The organism is Treponema sp. OMZ 906 (genome assembly GCF_024181185.1).
Taxonomy (GTDB): Bacteria; Spirochaetota; Spirochaetia; order Treponematales; family Treponemataceae; genus Treponema.
In genome coordinates this window covers 509,091-534,600 of record NZ_CP051196.1, presented here as the reverse complement: position 1 = coordinate 534,600, position 25,510 = coordinate 509,091, and the positions used below count along the sequence as shown (strand labels likewise).

23 protein-coding genes and 1 tRNA gene are annotated in these 25,510 nt (G+C 44.4%); 8 read left to right on the top strand and 16 right to left on the bottom strand.

Annotated features, from left to right (window positions below; genetic code table 11):
* The first annotated feature begins 71 nt into the window (after nucleotides 1-71).
* Together E4N69_RS02275 and E4N69_RS02270 are read left to right on the top strand one after the other, a co-directional pair.
* A complete protein-coding gene (locus E4N69_RS02275; protein ID WP_162662349.1) occupies nucleotides 72-833 on the top strand; it encodes a hypothetical protein in 762 nt (253 codons plus the stop codon).
* Nucleotides 834-911: 78 nt separating this feature from the next.
* The gene (locus tag E4N69_RS02270; protein WP_253824353.1) at nucleotides 912-1,691 is read left to right on the top strand and encodes a ComFC family protein; all 780 of its coding nucleotides are present in this window, start codon (nucleotides 912-914) and stop codon (nucleotides 1,689-1,691) included.
* Nucleotides 1,692-1,761: 70 nt separating this feature from the next.
* On the opposite strand, the gene secF is transcribed toward E4N69_RS02270, so the two are convergent.
* The 14 genes from secF to E4N69_RS02200 form a co-directional block, all read right to left on the bottom strand.
* The gene (secF, locus tag E4N69_RS02265) at nucleotides 1,762-3,000 is read right to left on the bottom strand and encodes a protein translocase subunit SecF (RefSeq protein WP_162662345.1); all 1,239 of its coding nucleotides are present in this window, start codon (nucleotides 2,998-3,000) and stop codon (nucleotides 1,762-1,764) included.
* A complete protein-coding gene (gene secD / locus E4N69_RS02260; protein WP_162662344.1) occupies nucleotides 2,997-4,742 on the bottom strand; it encodes a protein translocase subunit SecD in 1,746 nt (581 codons plus the stop codon). The genes secF and secD overlap by 4 nt, the downstream gene beginning before the upstream one ends.
* 99 nt (nucleotides 4,743-4,841) lie before the next feature.
* Nucleotides 4,842-5,279 carry a preprotein translocase subunit YajC gene (yajC, locus tag E4N69_RS02255; protein ID WP_162662342.1) on the bottom strand — a complete coding sequence of 146 codons (438 nt, stop codon included), beginning with the start codon at nucleotides 5,277-5,279 and terminating at the stop codon, nucleotides 4,842-4,844.
* An 85-nt stretch (nucleotides 5,280-5,364) separates the two neighbouring features.
* Nucleotides 5,365-6,435 (bottom strand): peptidylprolyl isomerase, encoded by a 1,071-nt coding sequence (locus E4N69_RS02250; protein WP_253715019.1) that lies wholly within the window; start codon nucleotides 6,433-6,435, stop codon nucleotides 5,365-5,367.
* 10 nt (nucleotides 6,436-6,445) lie between these two features.
* Complete coding sequence (locus E4N69_RS02245; protein ID WP_253824352.1) at nucleotides 6,446-7,249, bottom strand: DUF6675 family protein; 804 nt, start codon at nucleotides 7,247-7,249, stop codon at nucleotides 6,446-6,448.
* 3 nt (nucleotides 7,250-7,252) lie between these two features.
* Nucleotides 7,253-7,933, bottom strand: coding sequence for an RNA-binding cell elongation regulator Jag/EloR (gene jag / locus E4N69_RS02240; RefSeq protein WP_253824351.1), 681 nt, complete (start codon nucleotides 7,931-7,933; stop codon nucleotides 7,253-7,255).
* Nucleotides 7,930-9,690: a membrane protein insertase YidC gene (yidC, locus tag E4N69_RS02235; protein WP_253824350.1), complete on the bottom strand. Its 1,761-nt coding sequence runs from the start codon at nucleotides 9,688-9,690 to the stop codon at nucleotides 7,930-7,932. Before yidC ends, jag begins: the two co-directional genes overlap by 4 nt.
* An 11-nt stretch (nucleotides 9,691-9,701) precedes the next feature.
* The gene (gene yidD / locus E4N69_RS02230) at nucleotides 9,702-9,947 is read right to left on the bottom strand and encodes a membrane protein insertion efficiency factor YidD (protein ID WP_162662335.1); all 246 of its coding nucleotides are present in this window, start codon (nucleotides 9,945-9,947) and stop codon (nucleotides 9,702-9,704) included.
* The gene (gene rnpA / locus E4N69_RS02225) at nucleotides 9,919-10,305 is read right to left on the bottom strand and encodes a ribonuclease P protein component (RefSeq protein WP_162662333.1); all 387 of its coding nucleotides are present in this window, start codon (nucleotides 10,303-10,305) and stop codon (nucleotides 9,919-9,921) included. Before rnpA ends, yidD begins: the two co-directional genes overlap by 29 nt.
* Nucleotides 10,306-10,316: 11 nt before the next feature.
* The gene (gene rpmH / locus E4N69_RS02220) at nucleotides 10,317-10,472 is read right to left on the bottom strand and encodes a 50S ribosomal protein L34 (protein WP_006188846.1); all 156 of its coding nucleotides are present in this window, start codon (nucleotides 10,470-10,472) and stop codon (nucleotides 10,317-10,319) included.
* 488 nt (nucleotides 10,473-10,960) lie between these two features.
* Nucleotides 10,961-11,395, bottom strand: coding sequence for a Dps family protein (locus tag E4N69_RS02215; RefSeq protein WP_230977924.1), 435 nt, complete (start codon nucleotides 11,393-11,395; stop codon nucleotides 10,961-10,963).
* A gap of 61 nt (nucleotides 11,396-11,456) precedes the next feature.
* A tRNA-Met gene (locus E4N69_RS02210) sits at nucleotides 11,457-11,529 on the bottom strand.
* Nucleotides 11,530-11,624: 95 nt separating this feature from the next.
* Nucleotides 11,625-13,850: a SpoIIE family protein phosphatase gene (locus E4N69_RS02205; RefSeq protein WP_162662331.1), complete on the bottom strand. Its 2,226-nt coding sequence runs from the start codon at nucleotides 13,848-13,850 to the stop codon at nucleotides 11,625-11,627.
* A 264-nt stretch (nucleotides 13,851-14,114) separates the two neighbouring features.
* Nucleotides 14,115-14,807, bottom strand: a complete 693-nt coding sequence (locus tag E4N69_RS02200) for a CAP domain-containing protein (protein ID WP_162664713.1) — start codon at nucleotides 14,805-14,807, stop codon at nucleotides 14,115-14,117.
* Between the two features lie 81 nt (nucleotides 14,808-14,888).
* Between E4N69_RS02200 and E4N69_RS02195 the strand changes: the two genes are divergently transcribed.
* Genes E4N69_RS02195 through ispF form a run of 4 tightly spaced genes read left to right on the top strand, consistent with a single transcriptional unit; the run spans nucleotide 14,889 to nucleotide 18,720 of the window.
* The gene (locus E4N69_RS02195) at nucleotides 14,889-16,913 is read left to right on the top strand and encodes a putative glycoside hydrolase (RefSeq protein ID WP_253824349.1); all 2,025 of its coding nucleotides are present in this window, start codon (nucleotides 14,889-14,891) and stop codon (nucleotides 16,911-16,913) included.
* Nucleotides 16,914-16,963: 50 nt separating this feature from the next.
* Nucleotides 16,964-17,560, top strand: a complete 597-nt coding sequence (locus E4N69_RS02190; RefSeq protein WP_162662327.1) for a CarD family transcriptional regulator — start codon at nucleotides 16,964-16,966, stop codon at nucleotides 17,558-17,560.
* Nucleotides 17,547-18,236, top strand: a complete 690-nt coding sequence (locus tag E4N69_RS02185; RefSeq protein ID WP_253715015.1) for an IspD/TarI family cytidylyltransferase — start codon at nucleotides 17,547-17,549, stop codon at nucleotides 18,234-18,236. The genes E4N69_RS02190 and E4N69_RS02185 overlap by 14 nt, the downstream gene beginning before the upstream one ends.
* A gap of 10 nt (nucleotides 18,237-18,246) precedes the next feature.
* Nucleotides 18,247-18,720 (top strand): 2-C-methyl-D-erythritol 2,4-cyclodiphosphate synthase, encoded by a 474-nt coding sequence (gene ispF, locus E4N69_RS02180; RefSeq protein WP_212565469.1) that lies wholly within the window; start codon nucleotides 18,247-18,249, stop codon nucleotides 18,718-18,720.
* Between the two features lie 106 nt (nucleotides 18,721-18,826).
* Here ispF and E4N69_RS02175 read toward each other — a convergent pair whose 3' ends face one another.
* Both E4N69_RS02175 and E4N69_RS02170 read right to left on the bottom strand, forming a co-directional pair.
* Nucleotides 18,827-22,072, bottom strand: a complete 3,246-nt coding sequence (locus tag E4N69_RS02175; protein WP_253824348.1) for a SpiroCoCo family coiled-coil protein — start codon at nucleotides 22,070-22,072, stop codon at nucleotides 18,827-18,829.
* 99 nt (nucleotides 22,073-22,171) lie between these two features.
* Entirely contained in the window at nucleotides 22,172-22,870 is a 699-nt protein-coding gene (locus E4N69_RS02170; protein ID WP_206182417.1) for an HAD family hydrolase, read from the bottom strand.
* 128 nt (nucleotides 22,871-22,998) lie between these two features.
* Here E4N69_RS02170 and E4N69_RS02165 point away from each other — a divergent pair, with 128 nt between their 5' ends.
* Together E4N69_RS02165 and E4N69_RS02160 are read left to right on the top strand one after the other, a co-directional pair.
* Nucleotides 22,999-23,583 carry a TetR/AcrR family transcriptional regulator gene (locus E4N69_RS02165; protein ID WP_253824347.1) on the top strand — a complete coding sequence of 195 codons (585 nt, stop codon included), beginning with the start codon at nucleotides 22,999-23,001 and terminating at the stop codon, nucleotides 23,581-23,583.
* A 558-nt stretch (nucleotides 23,584-24,141) separates the two neighbouring features.
* Complete coding sequence (locus E4N69_RS02160; protein WP_253824346.1) at nucleotides 24,142-25,509, top strand: alpha-amylase family glycosyl hydrolase; 1,368 nt, start codon at nucleotides 24,142-24,144, stop codon at nucleotides 25,507-25,509.
* Nucleotide 25,510 lies beyond the last annotated feature (1 nt).

Below are 25,510 nucleotides of genomic sequence, written 5' to 3'. Positions count from 1 at the left end.
TGGAAAAATTGAGAATGTACTGATTATGATGAATTCTGATTAACAGCACTTATCGACCAAAGGAGGATATTATGAATAACTTTTTAAAAACAGTTTGGATTCCAGCGGCTGTTTGCGCATTCTGCCTTACAGCCTGCACAACGCTACCCTCTAAGGCATTGTATACGGAACCGGTCGCTGCAGGTGTTACAGTCAATACGACAAATCATCAGTTTGACGTTGTCTACGCTATTGATTGTTGCGTAATGCCCAAAGCAAAAGACGATTTTATCAGTTTTAAAGTCGATACAATGCTGTATACCTATCGGTTTGATTTTTCCGTAAACAACGGAATGAAGACCATACTCGACCGCTTTTTTACCATAAGCAATATAGCCGATTCCCAGCATAGGCAAAACGGACAGCGTTACCTTGGTGAAACGACCCTCTATGTCTATGCATCATCTAAAGAGACGATAAGTAGGCTCATTGCCAAAGGAAAAATTGCAAACCATGTACGGTTCAACTTTTTGCTGAAGGACGGAAAAAAATACCTGTTGCTTGAAGGCTTCCAAGTAGAGACCCTCGATGGGAAATTGACCGTAGACGACTATATCGACAGTATCCCGTTTCATTACGACGATATAAAAAAGGCATATAGCTTTTTTAACGATACGAATCAGCTTGAAGAAAACCGGCAAAAGCAGCTACAAATAGCCATCGCTGCAAAACAGGCTGAAAAAGACAGTCAGACGGCAGCAACACAAGCTGAAAAAGATAACTCAGCGGCAGTTGACACTCAAGAGGCTGGTATAATTTCAAATTCTGAAAAATCTTCTGCAGAAAATCAATAAATACAAGCCATTTTCCTTCGCGTGCTATATAAGACCATAATAAGGCTGCAAAAGGTCGACCCTGTTATAGGAGATTATATGAAACGCATCGTGCCTTTGTATCATGTGAAGAATGTATTACGTAAATGTTACAGCGGGCTTTTGTGCCCGCAGACTTGTATCCTCTGTGGGAACGCAAGCGAGGCAGGGCTGCCGCTGTGCAGCCATTGTATTCAAACGGAATTTGAGCCGTATATCGGTTCCGATGATTTGGAGCATTTATGCCGAGCCGAACCTCGCTGCAAGCACTGCGGGAAAATCCTCATTTCCGAGCACGAGTATTGTACCCGTTGCAGGCCGACTGACGACGAAACCGCAGAAAAACCGCGGCCTGCTTGCGATCGTATCTTTACACTTTTTCCCTATATCGGTCTTGGCCAAAAATTGCTGCCTGTTTGGAAGAACAATAGTATTCGCACCTTTTCCACCGTATTTGCACCGCTTATCCACAACTTTCTCACACAACATCCGGAGTTTGCAAGTCTACCGCTCGTACCGGTGCCGCCGCGTCCTAAAAAACTGCGGGAAAAAGGCTGGGATCAAATTGAAGATCTTGCGAAGGATTTAGCGGTTTATCCGGAACTGACGATATACCGGTGTTTAAAGCGCCAGGACGGCATTCCGCAAAAAAAGCTGTCCAAGGCCGATCGCGCAGTGAACTTACAGGGGAAAATTACATTTTCGGCGAAGGCCGTTCCCGACAAAGTCATGCTGCTCGATGATGTGATGACGACCGGCGCAACGCTTGAAGCCTGTGCCCATGTGTTAAAAAATGCCGGATGTAGAGAAGTCTATGGGCTCTGTCTGTTTTTTGACTAAATAAGAAAAGAAAGAACCTCTAAAAACTCACGTTTTTAGAGGTTTACAATCTTTAGAGGTATATCAGTGATTATATGGTTACCTCGGCAACCGGTCTTTTTTTAGTACCACCGAGTGCTAACTCACCTGCGTGCTTTTTACCGGAAAAGAAGGTGATACAAGCGCCGGCAATGTAGATTGTCGAATATACACCGCTTATCATACCTACCAATAAGGCAAGCGCAAAGTCTTTCATGCTACCGGATGTAAAGATATAAAGCGAAACAGCGGCAAGCATTGTCGTAACGGTTGTGATAATTGTTCTGCTCAACACTTCGGTTTGTGCAAGATCCAAAACATCAACCAATGCAAGCTTTGGATTAAGCCGAATATTTTCGCGGATACGGTCAAATACGACAACCGTGTCGTTTATTGAGTATCCGACAATTGTCAGAATTGCCGCAATGGTGGTGGAATTAAACTCCATCTGCGTCCACACAATAAAGGTGATCATAATCAGAACATCGTGAACCAAAGCAAGCACGGCGCCTAATGCAAATGTCCAACGGAAACGGACTAAAGCATAAATGAAGATTAAGAACAATGCTCCAATTACCAGAAGTACCGCTTGGCGAGCAAGCGAACCGGAGAAGCGAGAGCCGACAAAATCGGTACTCAATACGGCAAAATTATCCGCTTCATAAGCAGCTACCAGCGCAGTATTAATTAAAGCCCGCAGTTCAGCGTTTGCATTGGTGTATGTGCCGTTATCAGGTAACCGAATTTGGAACACGCGGTCACGTGATTCACCAACTTGCTGTACTGAAACCGAAGGGATGGAAGCAAGTGCATGACGCACCTCATCGGCATCGATCGGTTGTATTTGCTCGGGAATATAATGCGCACGGAATGGCTCCGTCGTAAGGCGAGATGTTTCTGAGGTAATAAACACGCTTTGCAATGCGGTATCGGTCTTTGCAAGTGCTTTAACCTTTACACCATCAATTTGCTGTTGTATGGCCTCAATAAACTGCCCAACTGTGGGGTATTCAGTATACTTAAAAGATACAACCTTGTTTTCAGTATCCACCGAAATAACGGTAATATCAATTCCTTGGGAACTTTGTGCTACCTGTATATTTTTTTCGCCATCATACGTTAAAATAAATGCGGTAGGAGCAAATCGTACTTTCTCGATAAACCCTGCCTGGAAATCGATCCCGAAGTTAATACCTTTAGTAAAGAAACCTACAATTCCGGAAATAATAAGAGCAGAGCTCAAAACAACCATAACGGCAAAAAGCTTGCTGAATTTTATCGTTTTTTTCATGCGAGCGACCTCCACGTAATGTGCAGCTTTTCTTGGTGTAATGTTTCCGTGCCAAAATCAAAGATAAGCCGTGAAACAAAAAGAGCTGTAAATACGGAAGAAACAACACCTATTGTCAAGCTGTAAGCAAATCCCTTAATCGGGCCGGTTCCCAATATTGATAAGAACAAGGCTGCAATAAAGGTAGTGATATTGGAATCCATAATTGCCCAGAAGGCATGATCAAAACCGGTTTGAATAGCTGCTTCTCTACTTTTGTGCAGGGCAAGTTCTTCTTTAATTCTTTCAAAAATAACAACGTTTGCGTCAACCGCCATACCAATCGTCAAAATCATACCGGCAATACTCGGAAGTGTAAGCGTAAGATTAAAGGCTGAAAGCACGCTGAATACGATATAAAGATTCAATATCTGCGCGATACAAGCATTAATACCGGCTGCGCGATACCAAATCAGCATGAACGCCAAAACTGCAATTAATCCCCATTGCAACGCCATTAATCCCTGATTGATGGCTTGCTCTCCCATGCTGGCGCCTATTACCTGCTGGTTTTCCAATTCGAGCGGTACATTGAGCCATGCAGTGCGCAAAATTGTTTTAAGGTTTTCCGCCTCGTCCGCGCTGAAACCGCTGATAGTTCCCGTACCGCCGGTAATCGGCTCCTTGATATTCGGCGCCGATTTAATCTTATCGTCGGATACAATAGCCAACCGTTTACCTTGATTTGCGGTAGTGACGGTTGCAAAGATTTCCGAACCTTCCTTATCGAGTTCAAATACAACCAGCGGTTCATTGGTTTGACTCGTGGTTGTGCTTACACGCTGCAAGTGTTTACCTTCAAGCGCTGCTTCTTTCTTTATAACAAGAAAACCTTGCCGTTCATCCAAACCGTACACATCCTTGCTATATACACCGAGTACCTTGGTGTCTGCAGGAATAATCGAAGGATCAATAAGGTTATAGTCCGCATCAAAAGTACGCGTTGGATTGGCATTATAGTAGGAATAAAAAGCTTGAGTCGCATCATCGTCTACAATATGGAATGCAAGCAAGCCGCGCCCCATGATAATAGAATTGATCTTGTCGGCATCGGCAGCACCCGGAATTTCAACGTAAATACGATCTTCACCCTGCTGCCTGATAACAGGTTCCGTCAAACCGAACTTATCGATACGGCTCGAAATGGTATCAATAGCTAAATTCATCGCTTCTTTTTTTGCCGAAGTACTGCTATCCCCACTATCGCCGGTTACTGCACTTAAATCTGCTTTAATGATAATACTCATACCACCAGAGAGGTCGAGCCCGAGTTTTACGGCATTTGCTTGCGCGTTTTTAATACCGAGTATTTTGCTACGGTATGAATCCTCTAGGATAGAACTCATTGCCGAACGAGCCCTCTCTTCAGAACTCCCAGGGAATGCTGCGAGCAATGCACTCGCTGTCCAGACCGATGGACGTTCCTTACCGAGATCCTTTAAATTCTTCTTTGCAGCCTTAATAAGCGGATCATATTTTGCTGAAACCGGCTCGGAATCACCTTTTTTTGCAGATGCGATTAATGCATCAATATCCGTTTTTGTCATATTTATGACATAATCTTTAATTTTTTCTCTGGAACCGAGCGCCAGTGCCTTATCGTCTTTATCTGTCCAAAAATACCATTTAAGGGTGGGATACAAAAACACAAAACAGAGGCCTAACACAGCCAGAACAATCACGAATCGAGTTCGCTTTTTCATGTCTATCTCCTCATCTAACGGAAACAAACGTTCATACTGGGGGTTAGGCACAGCACGAACGATTTATAAGCTGATACGCTCCTATGATAATGGAAACGTTTATTCCGCTCCGCCGGAAAAATCGGGTGGCTGCGGTTTTTCGGAGCTGGAATCTTCAGCTTTCTTTTCTTTCTTTTTAAAGAGAGCAGAAAGCAGAGATGCCTTTTCCGGCACATTTGCCAGGCGGCTCGCTTTCGTTTTTTCGTCCAATATAACGCTGCCGATTGCGGAACGATTCATTTCGAGCTTACAATTATCGTCAACTTTAAGAATAATCGTTGTTTCTTTTACGGAAGAAACAACACCGTGAATACCGCCGATTGTGATGATTTTATCACCCTTCTGAACGGAGGCAATCATTTCCTGCGTTTTCTTTTGCTCTTTCTTTTGAGGGCCGATAATAAAAACGTAGAAAATTACAAAGATAAGACCGAGAGCAAGCAACGGAATAAAACTACCCCCTGAGGCGGCTTGCTGCAACAATGGAATTGCATTCATTATTTACATCCTTATTTATGATAAATATCCTTAAAATACTAGCACAAAAAAAATGCGTAGTCAATTCACAGGGTTTTGCCGGAGATTACTTTACCGACAGTAGTTCAAGCTCAAATATCAGATAGCTATCGGGAGGGATAACCCCACCAGCTCCGCGTGAACCGTAACCCAGTTCCGGCGGAATAACAATTATCCGTTTCTCGCCGGTTGCCATCTGTACCGCTTGTTGGTCAAACCCTGCAATGAGCTGTCCTGCACCGGCAACAAACTTGAGCGGTTCATGCATATCGGAATCATCAAATACGGTGCCGTCCAGCAACGAACCTTTATATTTCATCGTCAGGGTCTTGCCTGTTTGAGCCTTTGCCCCCTTCCCTTCCTTCGTAATTGTATAGAAAATACCGTTTTCGGTCTTAACGACATTGGGGAATTTTTGCTTTATCAAAGCTTCATATTTTTCCCGCTTTTGGGTAGCACGTTGTTTTGCCCGCTCTGTAGCGCCTGCAAGATAAGTATCAAAATCTTTTTGCGTTGCAGTAAACTTCTGTGCTTCAGCTCCCTTACGGATAATCGACACGGAATTCATCCGATCACCCTGCACAATTTTATTGACGACATCCTGCCCTTTTACGACACGGCCGAATACCGTATGTTTTCCATCAAGCCAAGGCGTCGGCACATGGGTAATAAAAAACTGAGACCCGTTTGTCCCCGGCCCCGCATTTGCCATCGAAAGAATGCCGGCAGTATTGTGTTTGAGGTTGTCGACAAACTCATCAGGGAATCGGTATCCCGGCCCGCCGGTGCCCTTGCCGTCAGGGTCGCCACCTTGAATCATGAAATTCGAAATAACACGGTGGAAGGTTAAACCGTCATAAAAAGGTTTTCCCTTTGCCGCATCCAATGTTCCTTCGGCCAATCCGACAAAGTTACATACCGTCAGGGGCGTCTCTTTATAAAACAGCTCCAAAACAATATCCCCTTTGTTCGTATCAATAACGGCATAGATACCGTCCCTTTGTAATTCAGCGCTTATCGCATTCATTTTTTTTCCTTTTTCAGAATCTCCCGTTAAAATAATCGCAGCAGCAGCTGCTGTCGCGATAATCAAAAAAGTAACCGGTAAAACCAGCACTAGAATCTTATTCAACCGCATAGTTCCTCCATCAAAGTGCTACCCCGTCTTCATATTGCGCAATAAACCAATTATAAATCGCTTCTCCCCGTGTTCTAAACGAATTCTGTACCCGCTCCCTAAAAATGGAAGGCGCAGTAAAATCGGCACGCGTCAGCATATGTACCAGTAGATATTCGCCAAGGTCGGTTACTGCAATCGATACTTCTAAATTTTCAGGTTTCATTGCTTTAAATATCGAATACTTTAAGACATCGATATTTGTAGACATAAAACCGGCAGAATCGGCATCAGAACAGAAACGGTAACGATAAATATTTTTATCGAAGGTTAAATCCTTTTGCAGTACATAGACCGAAAAATCCGCTGCAGGATTGTCAACAGGATCGGCAATCCGTCCTTGTGTTTTAGGGTCGTCAATAACATACGACGCCTCGTAGAGTGTCCGCATCTTCTTGCGGCTGCTCGAATAATATTGCAGTCCTTCCAGCTTTGAAACAGAGCGGAGAATGCGGGAGATTTTCTCTATGTCTTTTGTATTGCCTTGCGTCTTTTTATGCACATACAACGCTTCTATCAAAAAAGTAGGATTACCCTTGTTCCAGTTTTCCGCAAATGTTTGCGGCACGGCGAAAAGCGGCGCAAGCCGCGGTACAGCGTTCTCTTTATTATACACCGACCGGAAAAGATGTCCTTGCTTAAGTAATTCTATCCGCTGCTCAGCGGATAAAAACGAATCCAGCACAGAAATCACCGAATCGGGTACATTGCCGATATCCTGTGCAAAAAGAGAACCGGCTGTTAAAAGGGTAAGAAGAACAAGACAACGCCTCATCCGCTATAGCCCTTTATACAGCACACGCACTTGTTTGTATAAGCCATCACCTTCGCTCTTCGTATCGACATCCCGAATGTCGGCAAGTGTGCTGTGGATAAGTCTACGTTCATAGGGGTTCATTGGCTCAAGCAAGACCGAAGTCTTCGTTGTTACAACCTGATCGGCAGTGGTATAAGCAAGTCGAACCAGCGATTCTTCACGACGGAGCCGATAGTTTTCGCAATCGAGCATAATCCGTTCCGAAATTCCGATTTTACCGGCATACACATTAGCGATCAGCTGGAGCGCATCCAAATTCTTCCCTTTCTTACCGATTAAAATCGCAGAATCCTCAGAAGAAAGCCGCACAAGCAATTTGTGTTCTTCATGTGAAAGGATTTCGATATTTGCGATATACCCCATCGCATGAATGAGTTCACCGATAAATTTCACCAAATCAGCCTCTTTATCCGTAGCAGCCTCTCGACCGGGTCCAGATTGAAGGGGAGTGTCGCTAGTTGGTCTCTCTACGGTCGCTTTATCGTCAATATGTACACGGATTTTAGCATACCCCTTCTTGAAAAGTGAATTTTTCTGAATTTCAACAATTTCCACATCAAATTGATCAGACTCTACACCGAGCTCGGCAATTGCCTTATCTATAGCATCACGTTCGGTTTTTCCTTCAAATTCATAAATCATTTCCGAACCTCCTTTTTCTGCTTCATCATTGCCTTAATGATCATCTGCTGAACAAGCATTAAGAAGTTCGTGCATGTCCAGTAGAGTAGCAACCCTGACGGCGCATTATAGAACATAAAGAAGAAGAACAACGGCATACCATACATCATAATTTTCATTGTGCTGTTTTGTTGCTGATCGTTTGTCGGTGTCTGCGTTATTTTTCCGAAGACCATCTGCGAAATCACATAGACAATCGGCAAGATACGCAGATCCGTCCATCCGAGGAAGGGAATAGGACTGGGGAACTGCAAGACACTGTCACCGATAGATAAGTCCGGTATCCAATGGGGAATAAACATAGCGCCGCGGAATTCAAAATAGTTATTAAACAGACGGTACATCGCAAATAATATCGGCAATTGGATCAATAGCGGTAGACAACCCGAGAGCGGATTGTAACCGGCTTCTTTATAAAGCTTTGCCATTTCCTCATTCAGCTTTTGAGGCTTGCCTTTATATTTTTCCTGCAACTCTTTAATCTTTGGCTGCATTTTCTGCATCTGCTGCGTTGATTCCGAGCTCTTCTTAGTAAGCGGGAAAAAGATAACCTTGATCAAAATCGTTACAAGAATAATCGAAACGCCCCAGTTCGGGATAAGTTTATAGAAGAATTGTAATAACCATTTAAGCAACACTTCAAGCGGACGCCAAATACCGCTTGAAACAGCAACCGTATCAATACGCAGATTGTCATAATTGTAATTGTTTTTTGACGGAATATTATAAGCGCTTAAAATATTTTCAGAACACGGGCCGAGGTAGATACGGTACACATCGGTTACCTTATTACCGGTAATAACAGGGCGCAAAAAAAACAATTGCCCGTCTTGTACCCTATCTGCGTTAGGCTGCGCGGCAGAATACAGAATCTGCTGCGCAGGGGTTGAGGGAATAACGATAAGGCTAAAGTATTTTCCCGAAATGCCTGCCCATGGAACGGAATCCGTAATCAACTTAGTCTGATTGGCTTTTAATGTAGCATCTTTTTTCTTCCCGTCTATATACGCAAAAAAGTTACGATACTCGTAGCGATCCGCCTTTACATCCCAATCAGGACCGATTTGCGGCATTGTCCGCAATGTATACCCCGCATTATCAAAATTCAACCCCTTCATATCGGCATCGCCGCTGACCGTAACGGCAAGTTCGAACATATAATCATCAGGCAGGAAGGTATATCTTTTTGCAAGTGTAAACGAAGATATGGAACCGTCTTGGTTTTTTATCGAAATTGTCTTAAAAAAGCCGACAGTCTGCTTTCCGTTTACTGTTTCTTCTTTGACATTAAAGAATTGATTTAAAGCGGGAGCTTGAGCACCGCCAAGCGCAATCGAAAACGCTCTATTCCGATCGGTTAGGTTTTTTACCATTTCTACATGGGAATCACCCTTGGAATTATTGTGTTCCAACAACTTATACGAAATGATATCGCCGCCCCGATTTGTAAACGTAATTTCTGCAACATTGGTTTTAATCGTAACGATTTGTTCACCGATAACAGTTTCATCAGGGACTTCCAGCACAGCTGAATCAGCAGGCATATTTTCCGCTACGAAAGTATTTTGCGGGACTGCTGCCTGTTGCTCCGTTACAGAGGCGGTGGTAGACGGCTGTTGCTGTACGGGGGCAGGGGGAAAAAATTTGTATTGCACAAACATCGCAGCTGCAATGACAAGACCGGAAAGCACCATTGCAATAACTGTATTTTTATTCATAAACGAATCTCCTAGGGAACGGGGTCATACCCTCCCTTGTGAAAAGGATGACATCTCAGAATTCGTCTTACCGCTAAATACCCTCCCTTAACCGGCCCATATTTTGTCAGGCTTTCAAGGGCGTAATGAGAACAGGTGGGATAATACCTGCAACAAGGCGGGAATAAGGGAGAAATACACTTTTGGTACACCTTTACCCCCGCGCATAACAAAAACGTAAAAAAACGCTCAATCTTTTTCAGATAATTGTGTTTCATATTGTTGAGATCGAATAGAAAACATATCCGCTTTTTTAAACAAACACTGTAGTTGCGTTGTCCGTATAGAAAAAGTATCGCCACCGGGGAATATAAGCAAAATAATATCCTTTCCTATTACAAGCTGGGATTTCATTTGACGGTATACTTCCCTAGATAAACGACGAGCCTTATTTCTTTGTACGGCGGAACCGTAATGTCGTTTAAATGTACAAACAAAACGATTGTATGGTAATTTATTCGGTAAAACGAACAACTTTGCGCCGTCGCAGCTATAGCGGAGACCTATTTTAAACAGAGTCCGTATCCGCGCGGCGCCGCAAAGACGCTCTTCTTTAGGCAAACAAGAGCGTTCCATGTGTTAAACTCTTAGTAACTCTTTTTTTCGTCGGATACGGAAAGCTTATAGCGCCCCTTTGCACGGCGACTCTTTAAAACTGCACGTCCTCCGCGTGTTGCCATACGCGCACGAAATCCATGACGGCGCAAGCGTTTTGTTCTGCTCGGTTGAAATGTCCGTTTCATAAAACTAGACTCCTTCTATATATAATTATCAGGCGCATTACCCGCCTAAAAGATCTTGGGATAGCGAGGAAAGCAAAATTTCCTTAAAATGCAACGACCGAACAAAATATCAATTTTGGAGATTGTTGCATTGATGCGCGGAACGCGCATACGTCAATAAGCGACGTTCGCGAAAGCGAACTCGCCGTGTTTTTCAGCCACGCTATCTTTAGCGGCTGAAAATAAACCTTCCTCAATATACTAGACAGAGGACTATACTATAGCACTATAAAAAAGTCAATCTATCGCTTTGGAGCAAAATGCATCAGGCCGGTTTTTAGGAACCCCGCGGAAAAATTGATGCTATTCGGCCAGAACTGTCAAGGATAGCATCAATTTTTCCGCCATTTTATCTACTTAGCCTGATGCATTTTGTCCTTTCTCTGAGATAAAAAAAATGCGCGAAATTTTACACAAAATCTCGCGCATTGAAAAAAATATCAAAAACGTTATTTAAGGGCGGCGTTTAGCATCCAGATTTTCTTTTCGAGACCGGCAATTATGTCAGTTAAAAGAGAATCGGTAGCAGCATCATTCGAATCGGCAGCTGCCTTACGGGTTTCGTGCAATTCAGCCACTAAGTATTCAAAATCGGTTTTGATGCCGGTAATAACTTCTTTTGCTGTAAAAGATTTTTTTGTCTCCTCTTTTATACTGGTCAGAGCCAAATATTCCTTCAACGAAGCAGGAGCGGTGCCGCCCAACTGCAAGATACGTTCAGCAAGAGAGTCGTAGCTATCTGCAACATCTTCATAATAACCATCAGTCATTTGATGAATAACCAAAAAGTTAAGTCCACCGACATGCCAGTGATAATTGTGTATTTTCGTATACAAAACACCAAAATCAGCAACATGCTTTGCCAAACGTTCAACAATAGCCATAATCTTACCTCCTGATTAAAAAAAAAGACATCCCCAAAAGAAGGATGCCTTTTTTTAAACTTAGCAGGGGTAGGACTTGAACCTACGACTTCCGGGTTATGAGCCCGACGAGCTGCCAACTGCTCTACCCTGCGATGTACTTGGTATAAAATAAAACACAATTGGAAAAATGTCAAGTAAGAGTTGACAATATTCATATAAAACTTATACACAGCCCTGTAACAGGCGTTTAAACGGGTACCCTGCGTGCAATACCAAGAATGGTCAAATCATCGTATTGAATATCTTCTTTTATTTGTTTGTAGTAAAAATATTCATCGTAAATAGGATGAGGCTCCTTATCGTAACAGTAAATATCATACTGCAGAAAGCACTTACTCAAGAACGCATCGATTTTTTTATCTACTTGGACGCAATCAAAAGATTGCGCGGAACTGTCTTTATACATTCTAAAGACTTTCTCAACTGAAATAAGCGCCAGAACAGCATCCTCAATCGTCCCGTTACACGAAGAGAAATCAAAGTCCATCTGCTCATAAATATGATCGCTCTGCCGTTTTTTGAGCGTAAACTTTTTTCGAGCAAAAACCGCTTCAATAATCGCTTCGACCCTATCTTTTCCTAATGTTTCACTGTCGGTACCTATCAGATGATTGTTGTCACCATTATCCTCCGATAATATAGCATCGGCACCGTCTTTCGGCTTCGAAAGCGGGATACGAAGCTTGCGTTTGGACTCTTCAATACCGTCAGTATAAAGAAACAGTATATCCCCACAATTCAGGTGTATTTTCTCTACGGGATACCCACCGTTAAGATTTATCATTTCCGAAGAGAATGCTCCGGCAGCCGACCCTGAACGCAACGTATAGCTTTTCAAGCGCCGTGCCTGTTTGTCGTAGATATGAACGATATTATCACCTGCATTACAGAAATAAGCATCGCCAACACGCATATTGATAATACAAAGACTAAATGCAGCGAAACGCCCCACAAACCCATGCGATTCGATAACGTCATTAATCCGCATAACAATATCGCTGAGATTATAGCCGTCTCGTTTATAGCTCCAATTTTGAAAATAATTTTGGAATAAAGTCGCTACTTCTACCATAATAAGGGCAGCAGGAACCCCTTTCCCTGCAACATCGCACTTTATAACGGCATAGTGGAAGGCATCCAATTTTCTATAATCAAAATAATCACCTGAAACACCGTGGGCGCCTTCGTAATAACCGAAAAATTCAGAATAAATGTCACGATGACTGCCAGTTGTCAGCTTCCTGCCGGAGGAACTAAGATCCAGCGGGATAAACATCTTTTGTATCTCTTTTCCAACCTTTAAATCTTTAGAAATAGCAGCAGCGGCAGCCAATCTTTCAGTCATATCGTTAATCGTTGTTCCCAACATTCCAAATTCATCTCGTGAGGTAACTTGAACCGACTTACCAGCTAACTTCTCTTTATCTTCGGTATCGCGAATTAATGCGACGTGCGCTGCCAACAAACCGAGCGGCCGTACAAATAATGAACTGAGGAACCATGCAGTAGAGATACCCGCAATCAATACTATCAATGAGATTTGGACGATGATATGAATTAATCGGTTTTGCTGTTCATTTATTTTTTCCAAAAGCCCCTCTACCGAAATATCAACAAATACAATTCCTTGAACACACTCCTTCGGTTTTTCAGGGTTATAATAGATAATCGGTTCATAGAATAAATATTCTGTCCGTTTTTTTGAAAGATTCTGCATGGAATAATCAGGGTAGGAACCAAAACCTTGATCGGCCAGTGCCGAAAGATTAGATTGCAGCTTTGCTTCCAGATGTCTGATATTTGCTTGGATTTCAGTTTGGCGCTTGAGCATGTACGAATCGCGATGTATATCCAACCCTTCCATCTCATTTGTGAGCAGTTGAATCGAGTCGATATGTTGCTGAACGATTGTTGAGGCTTCATCATTAATATACATCAGCTTTTGAAGGATTTCTTCAATTCCTTCAGGATAAAACTGTGATTCCCCGGGAATATATCGATGGGTATTAATCAGTTTAGTGATATCTTGATAATCAGTTGCAAGGACGTAGTGAAGCCCCGTCTGTCCCGGAAGAGTGCTTCTACCTGTGACAACAACATATTTTGCTTCGGGGAAAGTAACCCGATTCAATAATAAAAGATCAAAATCCTCCTGAGTGGGGTTAGAAAAATGAGTTTGAACCCGTAATTCAAGATTATCAAGTAATATTTTTGTTTGCAACAAGAGGCTGTTTGAAAGTAAATCTTTATAAGGGCGGATAATGGCAATTGCGAGAGCTGTGGCAACACTGATAATAACAACAAGCAAAATAGTAACAATAATAACGATAAATTTTATACGGACACTACTCCATAAATTTACCGTTGGTCTATATTTTTTTTTGCTGCCAAATATCTTTTTACCTGTTTCCATACCCGCTCCTGGTAAAATGCTTTGTTGTTTTTACTACTCTCTATTGAAACAACATACCACGGCGCAGAGCGTCTAGGTATGTTGTTTTCATAAGGTGGTTGCAGTCGGCTTTAATACCGCTTGTTATAACGCAGAGCATTGCCGATGAACGGAAGGTATTAAACCGCACGAATAAAGAGTATTATACAGTAAATACGTCACAAATAAAAGAGGTATCGATAAAAAAAGAAGCAGAATTGTAACAAAACGAGCTTTTAAGAATCCCTAAAAACTGGAGTTTTTAGAGATCCCCGTATAACTGCCCGCAAAATCCATTACAGTAACGGCACCGTAAGGTGCATTTCCGGTCTTGTTAAAACCAATACCGACCTTCTTAAACTCCTGTTTTAGGATATTAATCCTGTGTCCCCTACTCGGTACTCCATCGTCGATCAAAAGCTGTACGACAATGTCCCGCGCCGTAATACTACCATACGCACAGTTTTCACCGCAGAGAATTCCCCATGTTCCATATCGATTGATTCGGGTAACAAGATCGGAACCGTCACTCCCTGTATGCCCCATCCCTCCGGTGTATGCCTGATCATTCGCAAGCCATTGCGCCGAACGGCATAATCCTGTTTCCAAGGTTAACGGTTCCGCGACAGCAGTGTCTTTTAATACGCGTATACATTCCTGTAACGGCGTAATGCCTTCTTGGGTCAATAGCCGGACTTTTCCCGGCTCGTCATACATATTGCCATCAAAGTATTTAAGGCGCGGCTCCAATACCTCCGTTGCATACCGCCGAGGGTTTGTTCTTACGTAATTTAACTCCCTGACGATTTGTTCCGCAAGCTCTCTTGTATCGCTCAACGACGTATCCGGCACTGCAATATTATTGCCGGTCGCACATGAAAACAATGACACTGCAAGTGCCATCAGTAAAATTGCTAATGTATATAGTTTCTTTCCCATAAGCAACACTGTAGTCAATTTAGGTAAAATAGGCAAGGTTTCCATAGACCCCCGCTGTTATATCGGTTATAATTACCCTTTATGAAACGGCTGTTGATTGTTTTGGCATTTATTACTGCGATGTCGGTTCATGCGCAGGATTTTCTTCTGGCGGGTACGCGAGACGGATTATATAAACTTACCGCCGTGTCCACCCAAAAAATTTGGGATACGATGGCCGTACGGAAAATTATCAGAAGTGGGAATACATGGTTTTTCCTCACCGATAGCGGCATTACGCGGTCAGATAATTTAACGAAATTTGATTATATCAACGACGGTCTTCCGATAAAGGTGATAAAAAAGATAACCGACGGCGAAAAATCCTTCATAAAAAAACCTCAGATGCTGAAAGATTTGGAAACCCATCCGTCCCGTCCCGGTACTCTTATTACCGCAACAAACAGCGCCGTGTTTTTAAGCGAAGATGGTGGCAGGCATTGGCGCAACCTCGGCTGCCATACTCCGGTCAACGGGTTAAAGGCCGTATGCGTGCTTGACCTGCCGGATGCGCAGGGAAATCCGCAGCTTACCGTTCTTGCATCGCACTCTATCTACGGAGCGGCATGGAAGCAACCGTCCGTCTCCGACAAATGGCAGCCTTTAAGTGAGGGGCTTGTACCCGGGCCGGAAAGCGATGAAGAAATTTCCGATATTGTCGTATATACCCATCAGCAAAAACAGGAAGTGTATGCTACGCAAACATTTACCGGTAAACTGTACCAACTCGATTGGTCGGCAAAGCGCTTTAATGCCGTTTCTGACTGGACGGACAGCATCGCCGATGCGCGCTGTATCGACGGGCTGAGCCCCGCTGCAATGTCCATCGTTGGCACGAAAAATGGCGGTTTGTTTGAAATACCGCTCGTACTGCCGGCGCCCGCTCCCAACCGGCTGAAGGGAATAGAACTTACACTTAAACGTATTGCCTCAAAGCCGCTCTCGGCGTGGATACCGCAGCGGATGACGCGACTCGGTAAAGCGGTGAGCCTTTCGGAATTGTGGCTGTTCGATGAGGGAGAAAAGACACGGAAAACGGACTATCTCCGCCGCGCTGCGGGACGGAAAGGAGTCTATCTACCGGCGCATCAGGCACGGACAGCCACCGGTTTGCAGCGCTATTTCGATCTGCTTGAACAAAATAAACTCGATACACTCGTTATCGATATGAAAGATGATTTCGGCTTCGTCCGCTACGACTCACAGGATGAAGAAATACAGGCGGTGGGGGCGGTGCGTCCCTTTATCCAGCTTGAAGACTTTACCGCAAAAGCGAAAGAACGTAAGGTGTACCTCGTTGCCCGCATTGTTGTCTTCAAAGATAAGCAGCTGTATCGATACCGAAAAAATTTATATGCGATAAAAGATAAAAGCGGCAATCCGTGGCAGGGCTATAAAACCGTTGACGGAATTCTAGAGCCGATTGAAGAATATTGGGTAGACCCCTACAACGAAAATGTATGGAAGTACAATACGGCAATTGCTCAAGAACTGATTCGGAGAGGTTTTGATGAAGTTCAGTTCGACTATATCCGTTTCCCCACCGATGGGGAAAATCTCTATGCGGCACGGTACCCTGCACAAGAGCAGGGCATGGATAAGGAAAGCGCCATCATGTCTTTTCTCGCCTATGCTCGGGAAAAAATCCACGCACCGATTTCAATCGATATTTACGGGGCGAACGGATGGTACCGCACCGGAGCGCGCACGGGGCAAGAAGTTGAAGTGCTTGCCGACTATGTGGATGTGATATGCCCGATGTTTTATCCCAGCCATTTCCGGCAAAGTTTTCTGGCGCAAAAGCCGCCAGAGGAACGCCCGTACCGCATTTATCAGCAAGGCTCCTACCGGAATAAAATTATTGCACACAATAAGGTAGTTATCCGGCCGTGGACGCAAGCATTTTATATTCCCGTATCGTACGACAGAAAGTATTATAATGAAGATTATGTGCAGCGACAGGTTATCGGCATTAAGGATTCCATTGATGAAGGCTATGCCTACTGGAATAATTCCGGCCGTTACGCCGACATCCGTCCAGACGGCCTCCCGCTGCCACAGAAATAGCGACCGGCATCCTTTGACCAAAGCCACTCTTTATGCTATAACACCAACATATGACTGAATGTTCATTTACAGTGAAAGAACGGGTTGTCTATCCCGGTCAAGGTGTCGGAGAAATCGTCGAAATAAGTGAAAGAAAATTCAAAGACGAAATGCTGACGTATTACGTCATTTACTTTGATGAATCCGACATGACGGTTCTTGTACCTGCTCTTAAGGCGGCTGAACTAGGTATTAGAACAATCGTTTCCGCCGATGAAGCGCAAGCTGCGCTCGCCTTTTTATCCGAAAAGTTTGATCCCATCCCAAGCGATTGGAAGATGCGGTACCAAATGAACCTCGATTTATTCAAAACGGGGAGCATTTTAGACAATGCCTCCATCGTCCGCTCGCTCTACCATCGCAGTAAAATCAAAGAACTTCCTATTCAAGAACGTAAATTATACGATTCTGCATATCGCATCTTTTACGACGAGCTTTCTTATGCACTACAAAAACCGAAACAGGAAATCGAAGCGATGATCCATTCATATCTGGAGGTTTTAAGTAAAAACGCTCCTGCCGGGAAACAAGACTCAATCGATGAAGATATATTTGACGACGGTATGAACGATATGAACGACGAAGACGACTTCGATGACGACGAATAATGCCGTTCTGATTACAGCTGCCGGAAGTTCCCAACGGTTCGGAGAAAAAAAAGAATTTCTTTCCTTACATTCCGATACGCATACATCGGTACTGTCTGCCTGTCTCTATGCTTTTACATCGGCAGGATTTTTTAGCCGTTATGTCATAACTGTGCCGCAGGGTAAAGTTGAAACTGCCTATTCACTGCTTGCTACAGATATACGGCTCTCCTCCTTTTTCGATACACATCAAGGTAATCTCCATATCGTTGAAGGGGGAGCAAGCCGGCAGGAGTCGGTGTACAGGGGGCTGTTAACGCTTGCGGATAAAAACATAACCTGTATACTGGTACACGACGGAGCGCGGCCATGGGTTTCCGGCGAAGTGATTACTTCAGTATTGATGGCAACCGAACAATACGGAGCGGCAGTCCCTGCCATACCCGTAACGGATACACAAAAAGAAGTGGACGAAACGGGAAAGATTATCCGGCATCTTAGAAGAGACCGGCTCGCCGCTGTACAAACACCGCAAGGGTTCCGCTTTGAATCGTTGCTCTACGCCCACCGCCAAGCCTGCAATGACGGCAAAACCTACACCGACGACAGCGAGATCTACGCACGATACTGCGGAACTGTTTACATCTGCCCCGGATCACGGGAAAACAAGAAAATCACTTATCGCGAAGACCTTTAAGGAAAACACTATGATACGAATTGGCTTAGGTTATGACCTCCACACCCTTGTTGAAGGCAGACCGTTAATCTTAGGCGGGGTTCATATTCCTTTTGAAAAAGGGGAAGCGGGGCATTCGGACGGGGATGTACTACTCCATGCGCTTGCGGATTCCTTGCTCGGAGCTGCTTGTCTTGGCGACATCGGCGAGCTTTTCCCGCCGAATGATCCGCAGTGGAAGAATGCCGACTCCCGGATGCTCCTAAAAACGGTGTGGGAACGGATCCTGACAGCAGGCTGGCAGCTTGAAAACGCCGATTGCGTTATTGCGATCCAAAAGCCGAAAATTCTGCCGTACCGCGAGGCAATCCGCCGGTCTATTGCGGAAATTCTATCGGTAGAAATCGATCAAATTTTTGTCAAAGCAAAAACCGGCGAAGGGGTCGGCATTATCGGCAGCGGTACGGCCGCCGCCGTGTGGTGCACCTGTCTTCTCTCTCGCTAGCTCTCTACTCCCATACCAGCTCTAAAAGCTAACGGTATTTTTAAAGCTGCTCACCGGTAGAATGAGGGAGAAAACAAATGCAGTATTTAAGCGGCGCGGCGTCAGCTTATTTTTCGGCAAGCTCTAGGATGAGCTGCACTTCTCCTTGCGATAGATTGAGGGCATTGGCAATAGCGTCCTGCGTCCATCCGCTTCTAAAGAGCTTTAACACATTCTCACGGGTACCGACTGTCGTTGCTCCCTCCGTTTTGTTGACCGGTTTTTCGGTCTTAACCAAATCCGCCAACAGTTTCAACTGATTTTCGGAATTCTTCGATATATCTTGTAAGCGCGTTTCAGTACCGGCAAGCCATTCACGGGCATTGTGCAGTTTTTCAATGCGCCCCTCAAGCTCTCCAAGCAATTCATCGATGGTATCAAGCTGCTCCCGCGCCTTCTCCGCTTTTTCCTGATTGGAAATAAGATACTCCATCTTTTCTTGAATATCCTGCAGTTCGGGCGGAATGGTGTAGAGCTTACTCTGTACCGCCTTAATATCTTTTTCAACCGTCTTTAAATCTTCAAAGGCGGCATCGATGCTCTGTACCGTTTGGTCGAGCACGGTACCTTTTTTCTCCAAGCGGTCATAGCGGGTATTTACATCGGCAATGCTTTCTTCAATACGCCGAATCTGTACCTGATAGCGCTGTAATTCATCATCAGCCGAAGCAAGCTCAACAAGCTTTTTATCCATCGACTCAGACAGCACACTCAGTTTTGCAAAATCGTTTTCCAAAATTTCAATATTTTTACGCTCACCCATAAATCGCGCGATTTTCTGTGTTGCTTCCTCTTCAAGATGAGTTACCTTTTCGTATTTCAGATTCAGATCATCCATTGTATTGCGGTAGATTTCAAAGCGGGTAACCTCCGCCTTCAGCTTTTCGATGTTCTGTTCCAAATCAGCCTTCAATTCGTCTGCACGGTCAAATACGCGCGTCTGCGTAATAAAGGCGTTTTGCCGCTTATCGATTTCTTCTACGGTTTCGGTCAGCTGCTCGGAATCGCGCCGTATCTTTTCGAATAAATCATGCTGCGTTTCTTCCACTTCACTGCGCAGGCCGTGTACCAGCTCCCTGATGTTGTCAAGCGAATGACTTGCTTCTCCCGTCGCGTTGTTGATCCGTTTATCCAGCTCGTTGGTAAGCTGTTCGGCATCGCGCGTAAAGGTTTCGGTAACGCTGCGCACCTGTGCAGAAAATTCTTCTTCGGCGCTCTGAACCTTTGCGCTCAGATCATTGATTCTCTGCTGCATCAGTTTAAGCGCTTCATCGCTTTTCACGCTGAAATCTTTATAGTATGAGGTATATTTTGAACCGATGCCTTCGATAGCCCGTTCCGTCGATGCGGTAAAATTAGCAACCTTTTCATCTACCGTAGTCCGCATCTCTGCCAGTTGTTGATCGATACGCGCCTTCCATGTTTCAAAATCGGTTTTTGCTGCGTCGAGCTGCCCGCCTGATTCTTGTTTAACCGTATCAAGCCAGTTTTTTACCTCTTTTGTAACATTTTCAACTTCAACACTTTGCTGCCGCATCGATTCTTGCAGTTCAAGCTTGAGACCGGAAAGCTCATTGCGCATATATGTTTGAGCTTTTTCCTTTGTCTGATCCATCATATTCTTAAACTGAGTGTTATAGGCGAGCAGCGCTTCGTCGCTTGCCGTAATACGTTTGGCAATTCCCTCTTCGATTGCGGCAATGTCTTCTTTGAATTTTGCAAAGTGCCCCTTGTATTCCTCCGCCGTTTGCGCAAGCCGCGCTTTTAAATCCTGTTTATACGCATCTTCCAGATCCTTACGAGCAGACTCGCTTTCCGATCCCATCAGCGCAAGTCGTTCGGTAACATCATTCCGCAGCTTTTGGATGTCTCCGCTGAGTGCATCGCTGCGGCGGGTCAACTCGCTTGCAAAATCGGTTTCAAAAGTATGCAGCTTTTCGGAGAGCGCGGCTTGCGATTCTTCACGCAGCACATTTAGCTGTTCGGTTATCTCCTGCAAGCGACCGGCAAGCGCATTCGCCCGTTCGGAAAAATGTTTTTCGAATCCGTTGTATTTTTCCTGCATGGTATAGGTATGTTTTCCAAAGTCTTGCAAAAGCCGGTCTTTTACCGATTCTTGCGCTTTTTCCATCTCGGCAGAAAGCTTATCGATACCGGCAATGGACTTATCAAATTTTTCGTAATAGTAGGTCGCTTGCTTTTTATATTCGGCAAACTTTGTATCTGCCGATTGGGACAGCGCGGTCAGGCTTTGCGCTGCCTTTGCCGCCGTTTTTTCGAGGCGGGTATTTAATCCCGTTTCAAATTCCGTAAGCCGCGAATCAAGCTGCCGGTTCGTATTCTGCATATCCGCCTCGGTTTTCTCCAAGCCCTTTTCAAGATTGGTGATGCGCTGTGTAAAGGCAATCTCCGCAGCGCTGAACTTTGAATGTAGTGAACTTTCCAACTTATCCGCTTCCTCTTGCCAATCCTGTTTAAACTTTTGAGCAAGCGCTTTATTTTCGGCCATACCGGCGGTAATCTCCGCCTCAAGCGCTGCGGAACGGTCATCAAGCACCGACTTATAATGCTGCATCTGCATTTCCATCTGGTTCTGCAATTTAGCAAAAGATTCATCGCCAAGGTTTTGCGCTTTTTTACTCGCCTCCGTAAACGCCTTTTTATAAAGGTCGTTCAATTGGATTGAGGTTACCTCAAGCAACTCCGCACTTTTTTTCTCTGCGCCGGCAACCCTGTTTTCAAAAGCACTAATAGTATTATTGAAACCCGCAGTAAGCTGTTCTTCAAGCATCTGGAGATGTTCACGATTCTGCTTATAAAAGCTATCCTGCATTTCGGGCATCAGTTTTGAAATATGATTCAATTCGCTCCGTGCATCCGTAATTTTTTTTGCAAGCGAATCGACAAAGTCGGATTCCTGACTGACCCGCGCAAGATTTTTTTCCGCAAGAGCAGCCATATCCATAACGGTCTTAATAGTTTCCTCCGCCCCCGCAACATTTTTTTCTATTGCATCGATGGATGATGAACGGGCAGTCAACACATCGGATTTTTTCATAAAATCGTTGTATATGGAATCGAGCCGGTTAACAGCCGCAATGGCTTGCGAAAGTTTTGCGTCAAGCTCGATCGCCGCATCACGCAAATTCTGCGTCCGTTCCTTAACAAACCCTTCTATTTCATCTTTAACACGGTCGCCGTATTTTTTTGCTTTTTCTATCGAACGGCTGTTTTTATCCATTTGCCGAAAAAAAAGAATCAGCATCAGAGAAAGCATAAGCGTTATCGCGGAGGCCAAAAGTTGCATTGACATTCTAAGTTCCACCCTTACTTAAAATAAATTCTGTTTTAATGAATAGATCGGACACATCTAAAAACAGCGGTTTTTAAAATTATCCTACTTATTATATTATTATAACACATAGTTTAAGAATTGACGATAGTTTGAAAAGGAAATATCCGCATACGGCGGTTTTTTTCTAAAAAATGAAACAAGCGGGTTTTCGATATAAGCGGTCTTCATACCGACTGAAGAAGCGCCTGCGACATCATAGGCTTTACTATTCCCAACATACAGTATCCGTTCGCACGGCGTGTTCAAGGCTTCGGCAAGTTTAAGAAACGGGATTCGGGAAGGTTTAAGAGCGCCGAGCGCTTCGGAGTCCAATGCAACATCGCAGAGCGGAAGAATGCCCCATACGGAGCCTTTCTGTTCGGGCGGAAAATCAGATAGAATACCGATTTTAAATCCCGCCTCTTTTAATCGTATGATCGCTTCTTTTGCAAAAGGATACGGACGGATACGCACAAATTTCTTTTTCCACCCCCTATATATTTCTCTATCTAAAAAATCGCTTACTTCTTGCGGGGAGATATTAAGATGAGTTGCCAACAATTCGTTTTGCACATTAAAAAAATCCGGCAGCACTTTATCCGGATCAGATGAACTGTATCCGTGTAAAATATGACGAACTTTTCCAAAAGCTTTCATAAAACGGATATGACGGATAAAAAACGGAACGGCACGCAGCGTCAGCTTCCATGCAGGATAGAGCGTGCCGTCTATATCGAATGCAATAGCTTCAATGCCGGGGATTTTGCTTACAATCATTTTTTTATTATAGCGTACCGATTACCCCCTGTCCATTCATAAAAAAGAGCGTGTGTGAGTCTCAATAACATAAAACACTTGACACACAGTATACCAATCGGTATATAATATACCGATTGGTATACGTTATGGATGATACAACAACAAACGATAACAGCAAAAACGAAATTCTCAACACGGCAATACGTCTTTTTTCTCAAAAAGGGTATGAGGGAGTTGGGGTACAGGAAATTTGCGATAACGCCGGTATCACAAAACCGACGTTGTACTATTTTTTCAAAAGCAAGCAGGGACTCTTGCAGGCAATAGCGGATTCCAAGGGAGCAGAGCTGCTGCAGCGTTTGAGTGATGCAGCGATGTACGAGCACGATTTTCTTAAAAGCCTGACACGCATTCTGACCGCAGTAATCGATTTTGCTCTTGCGTATCCGGATTTTTTTAATCTGCACAGCGTACTCTTAAATGCACCCGGTAATGCGGAAACCGAGGCTGTCTACGCGCCGTTAAAACAGCGCTTTGATTCGGTATTTGCAGCATTTTTTATAAAATCCGCAAACGAGTTCGGCAATATGCGCGGGAAGGAAGAGCTCTATTCGATACTGTATCACAATAATGTCATTTCGGTAGCACTGCTGTGTGTCCAGCACAAACTGCCTAGAGATGATCAAACGATTTATCGCGTTATACATAGCTTTGTCTACGGTGTCGCTTAACCTTTTGCAAATATACGGCACATCTACTTCGTCATACGGCAAAAAAGTGTCCTCAACGTATCAAAGATACGCCTCCGGTACTTTTTTGCCTAATTCCTTGTATCTGTACCGTCTTTTTTCAAAAGGCTTACGGAAAGGGACTTTTGAAAATATACGACGCATCTACTGCGTCGTACGCTGAAAATAAATGCTCAACGTATCAAAGATACGCCTGCGCTTTATTTTCAGCTAGCTCCTTGTATCTACATCGTCTCTTTTCAAAAGGCTTGCGGAAAGGATTGTAGGGGCGGCGAAGCCGTTCCGGAGGAATGGAGCCGAGAGGCGGAACCCCGAAAGCTTCTTATAAATTCAGCAGTCGAACAAAATATTCATTTTGGAGACTACTGAATTGGTACGCGATAGCGTACACGTAAATAGGCGATGTTTCGGCGGTGCCGAAACTCGGCGTTTAACAAGGCTGCGCCATTTCAGCAGCCGCAGTTAAACCTTGGTTTTTGCGATTGTATCGCAAAAAGCCGCCCAAAACTAAAAAAAATAAAACAAATGACGGAGGTGTCTATGTCTCAAGTTTTTTCAGATAAGGTTTTTTATCATATTTATGCGCTGGGGATGGGGAATTGCGCTAAGAGGAATGACTTTGCGTGTCCGGCGGGGGATTTTTTTGAGAAACTGGCGGGACGGTTGGATGAGATGAGGGCGTTGGGGTGTAATGCGCTGCTGATTGGGCCGGTGTTTGAGTCAACGGCGCATGGGTATGATACGGTGGATTATTATCATGTGGAGCGCCGGCTGGGGAATAATGAGCGGTTTAAGGAGTTTTGCCGTCTGTGCCATGAAAAGGGCTTTGCGGTGGTGCTGGATGCGGTGTTTAATCATACGGGGCGGGATTTTTTTGCGTTTAAAGATATTCAGCGGCATGGATACGGCAGCGCTTATAAGGATTGGTATGTCAATCTTGATTTTTCCCGGCGGAGTGCGCAGGGGGATTGCTTTGAGTATGAAGGCTGGGCCGGCTGCAAGGATTTGGTCAAGCTGAATGGCGATAGCGGCGCAGTGCGGGAGTATCTTTTTGGTGCGGTAAAAATGTGGATTGAAGAGTTTGGGATAGACGGACTCAGGCTTGATGCGGCGGATGTGTTAAGTAAAAACTTCCTTGATGCGTTGGGGGCTTTTTGCCGAAGTATTAAGCCCGATTTTTGGCTGATGGGTGAGGTGGTGCATGGCGACTATGCCGAATGGACGCGGAACGGCAGGCTTGATTCGGTAACAAATTATCAAATGTATAAAGCGCTCTGGTCGTGTTTGAATGATCAGAATATGTATGAGCTTTCGTATAATTTGGACAGGGAATACAATAGCGAAAGAGGAATGTACAGGGACAGTGCATTGTATAATTTTGTGGACAACCACGATGTAAACCGCGCGGTTAGTGCGCTCAACAAGCCGGAGCAGCATATTCATCTTTTGTACGGACTGCTTTTTACCATTCCCGGTATTCCGTCCATTTACTACGGCAGTGAGTACGGCATCAGAGGGGTTCGGAGCCATAATTGCGATTATGAACTGCGTCCGCCGCTCCCGCCGTTCGGTGCACTTCCGGATTTTACCGCTCCCGGTTTTGATGCAGGGTTTATCCGCACCTCGATTACAACATTTGCAAAGATACGCGGACAGCATCCCGCCTTACAGCGCGGTTCGTACCGGCAGGAGTTTGTTGCAAACCGGCAATTCGGCTTTTGGCGCGAATATAATGAAGAAAAAATATTGATTATCGTAAATTCCGATTTTGCTCAGGGCTTTGTTTCGCTCCATACCATCCCGGCGGGTGAATATGAGAGCTTGACGGATGGGCGCGTCTATCATTCCGATGTGTTAAAAGGGCTGCAAATGCCTCCGTGTTCGATACTGATATTGCGGAAGAAGTGAT

Bases quoted from the DNA above. Each gene is read 5' to 3' on its own strand.
- E4N69_RS02275 (WP_162662349.1), top strand. From the start codon at position 72: ATGAATAACTTTTTAAAAACAGTTTGGATTCCAGCGGCTGTTTGCGCA.
- E4N69_RS02270 (WP_253824353.1), top strand. From the start codon at position 912: ATGAAACGCATCGTGCCTTTGTATCATGTGAAGAATGTATTACGTAAA.
- secF (WP_162662345.1), bottom strand. From the start codon at position 3,000: ATGAAAAAAACGATAAAATTCAGCAAGCTTTTTGCCGTTATGGTTGTT.
- secD (WP_162662344.1), bottom strand. From the start codon at position 4,742: ATGAAAAAGCGAACTCGATTCGTGATTGTTCTGGCTGTGTTAGGCCTC.
- yajC (WP_162662342.1), bottom strand. From the start codon at position 5,279: ATGAATGCAATTCCATTGTTGCAGCAAGCCGCCTCAGGGGGTAGTTTT.
- E4N69_RS02250 (WP_253715019.1), bottom strand. From the start codon at position 6,435: ATGCGGTTGAATAAGATTCTAGTGCTGGTTTTACCGGTTACTTTTTTG.
- E4N69_RS02245 (WP_253824352.1), bottom strand. From the start codon at position 7,249: ATGAGGCGTTGTCTTGTTCTTCTTACCCTTTTAACAGCCGGTTCTCTT.
- jag (WP_253824351.1), bottom strand. From the start codon at position 7,933: ATGATTTATGAATTTGAAGGAAAAACCGAACGTGATGCTATAGATAAG.
- yidC (WP_253824350.1), bottom strand. From the start codon at position 9,690: ATGAATAAAAATACAGTTATTGCAATGGTGCTTTCCGGTCTTGTCATT.
- yidD (WP_162662335.1), bottom strand. From the start codon at position 9,947: ATGAAACACAATTATCTGAAAAAGATTGAGCGTTTTTTTACGTTTTTG.
- rnpA (WP_162662333.1), bottom strand. From the start codon at position 10,305: ATGGAACGCTCTTGTTTGCCTAAAGAAGAGCGTCTTTGCGGCGCCGCG.
- rpmH (WP_006188846.1), bottom strand. From the start codon at position 10,472: ATGAAACGGACATTTCAACCGAGCAGAACAAAACGCTTGCGCCGTCAT.
- E4N69_RS02215 (WP_230977924.1), bottom strand. From the start codon at position 11,395: ATGGCTATTGTTGAACGTTTGGCAAAGCATGTTGCTGATTTTGGTGTT.
- E4N69_RS02205 (WP_162662331.1), bottom strand. From the start codon at position 13,850: ATGGAAACAGGTAAAAAGATATTTGGCAGCAAAAAAAAATATAGACCA.
- E4N69_RS02200 (WP_162664713.1), bottom strand. From the start codon at position 14,807: ATGGGAAAGAAACTATATACATTAGCAATTTTACTGATGGCACTTGCA.
- E4N69_RS02195 (WP_253824349.1), top strand. From the start codon at position 14,889: ATGAAACGGCTGTTGATTGTTTTGGCATTTATTACTGCGATGTCGGTT.
- E4N69_RS02190 (WP_162662327.1), top strand. From the start codon at position 16,964: ATGACTGAATGTTCATTTACAGTGAAAGAACGGGTTGTCTATCCCGGT.
- E4N69_RS02185 (WP_253715015.1), top strand. From the start codon at position 17,547: ATGACGACGAATAATGCCGTTCTGATTACAGCTGCCGGAAGTTCCCAA.
- ispF (WP_212565469.1), top strand. From the start codon at position 18,247: ATGATACGAATTGGCTTAGGTTATGACCTCCACACCCTTGTTGAAGGC.
- E4N69_RS02175 (WP_253824348.1), bottom strand. From the start codon at position 22,072: ATGTCAATGCAACTTTTGGCCTCCGCGATAACGCTTATGCTTTCTCTG.
- E4N69_RS02170 (WP_206182417.1), bottom strand. From the start codon at position 22,870: ATGATTGTAAGCAAAATCCCCGGCATTGAAGCTATTGCATTCGATATA.
- E4N69_RS02165 (WP_253824347.1), top strand. From the start codon at position 22,999: ATGGATGATACAACAACAAACGATAACAGCAAAAACGAAATTCTCAAC.
- E4N69_RS02160 (WP_253824346.1), top strand. From the start codon at position 24,142: ATGTCTCAAGTTTTTTCAGATAAGGTTTTTTATCATATTTATGCGCTG.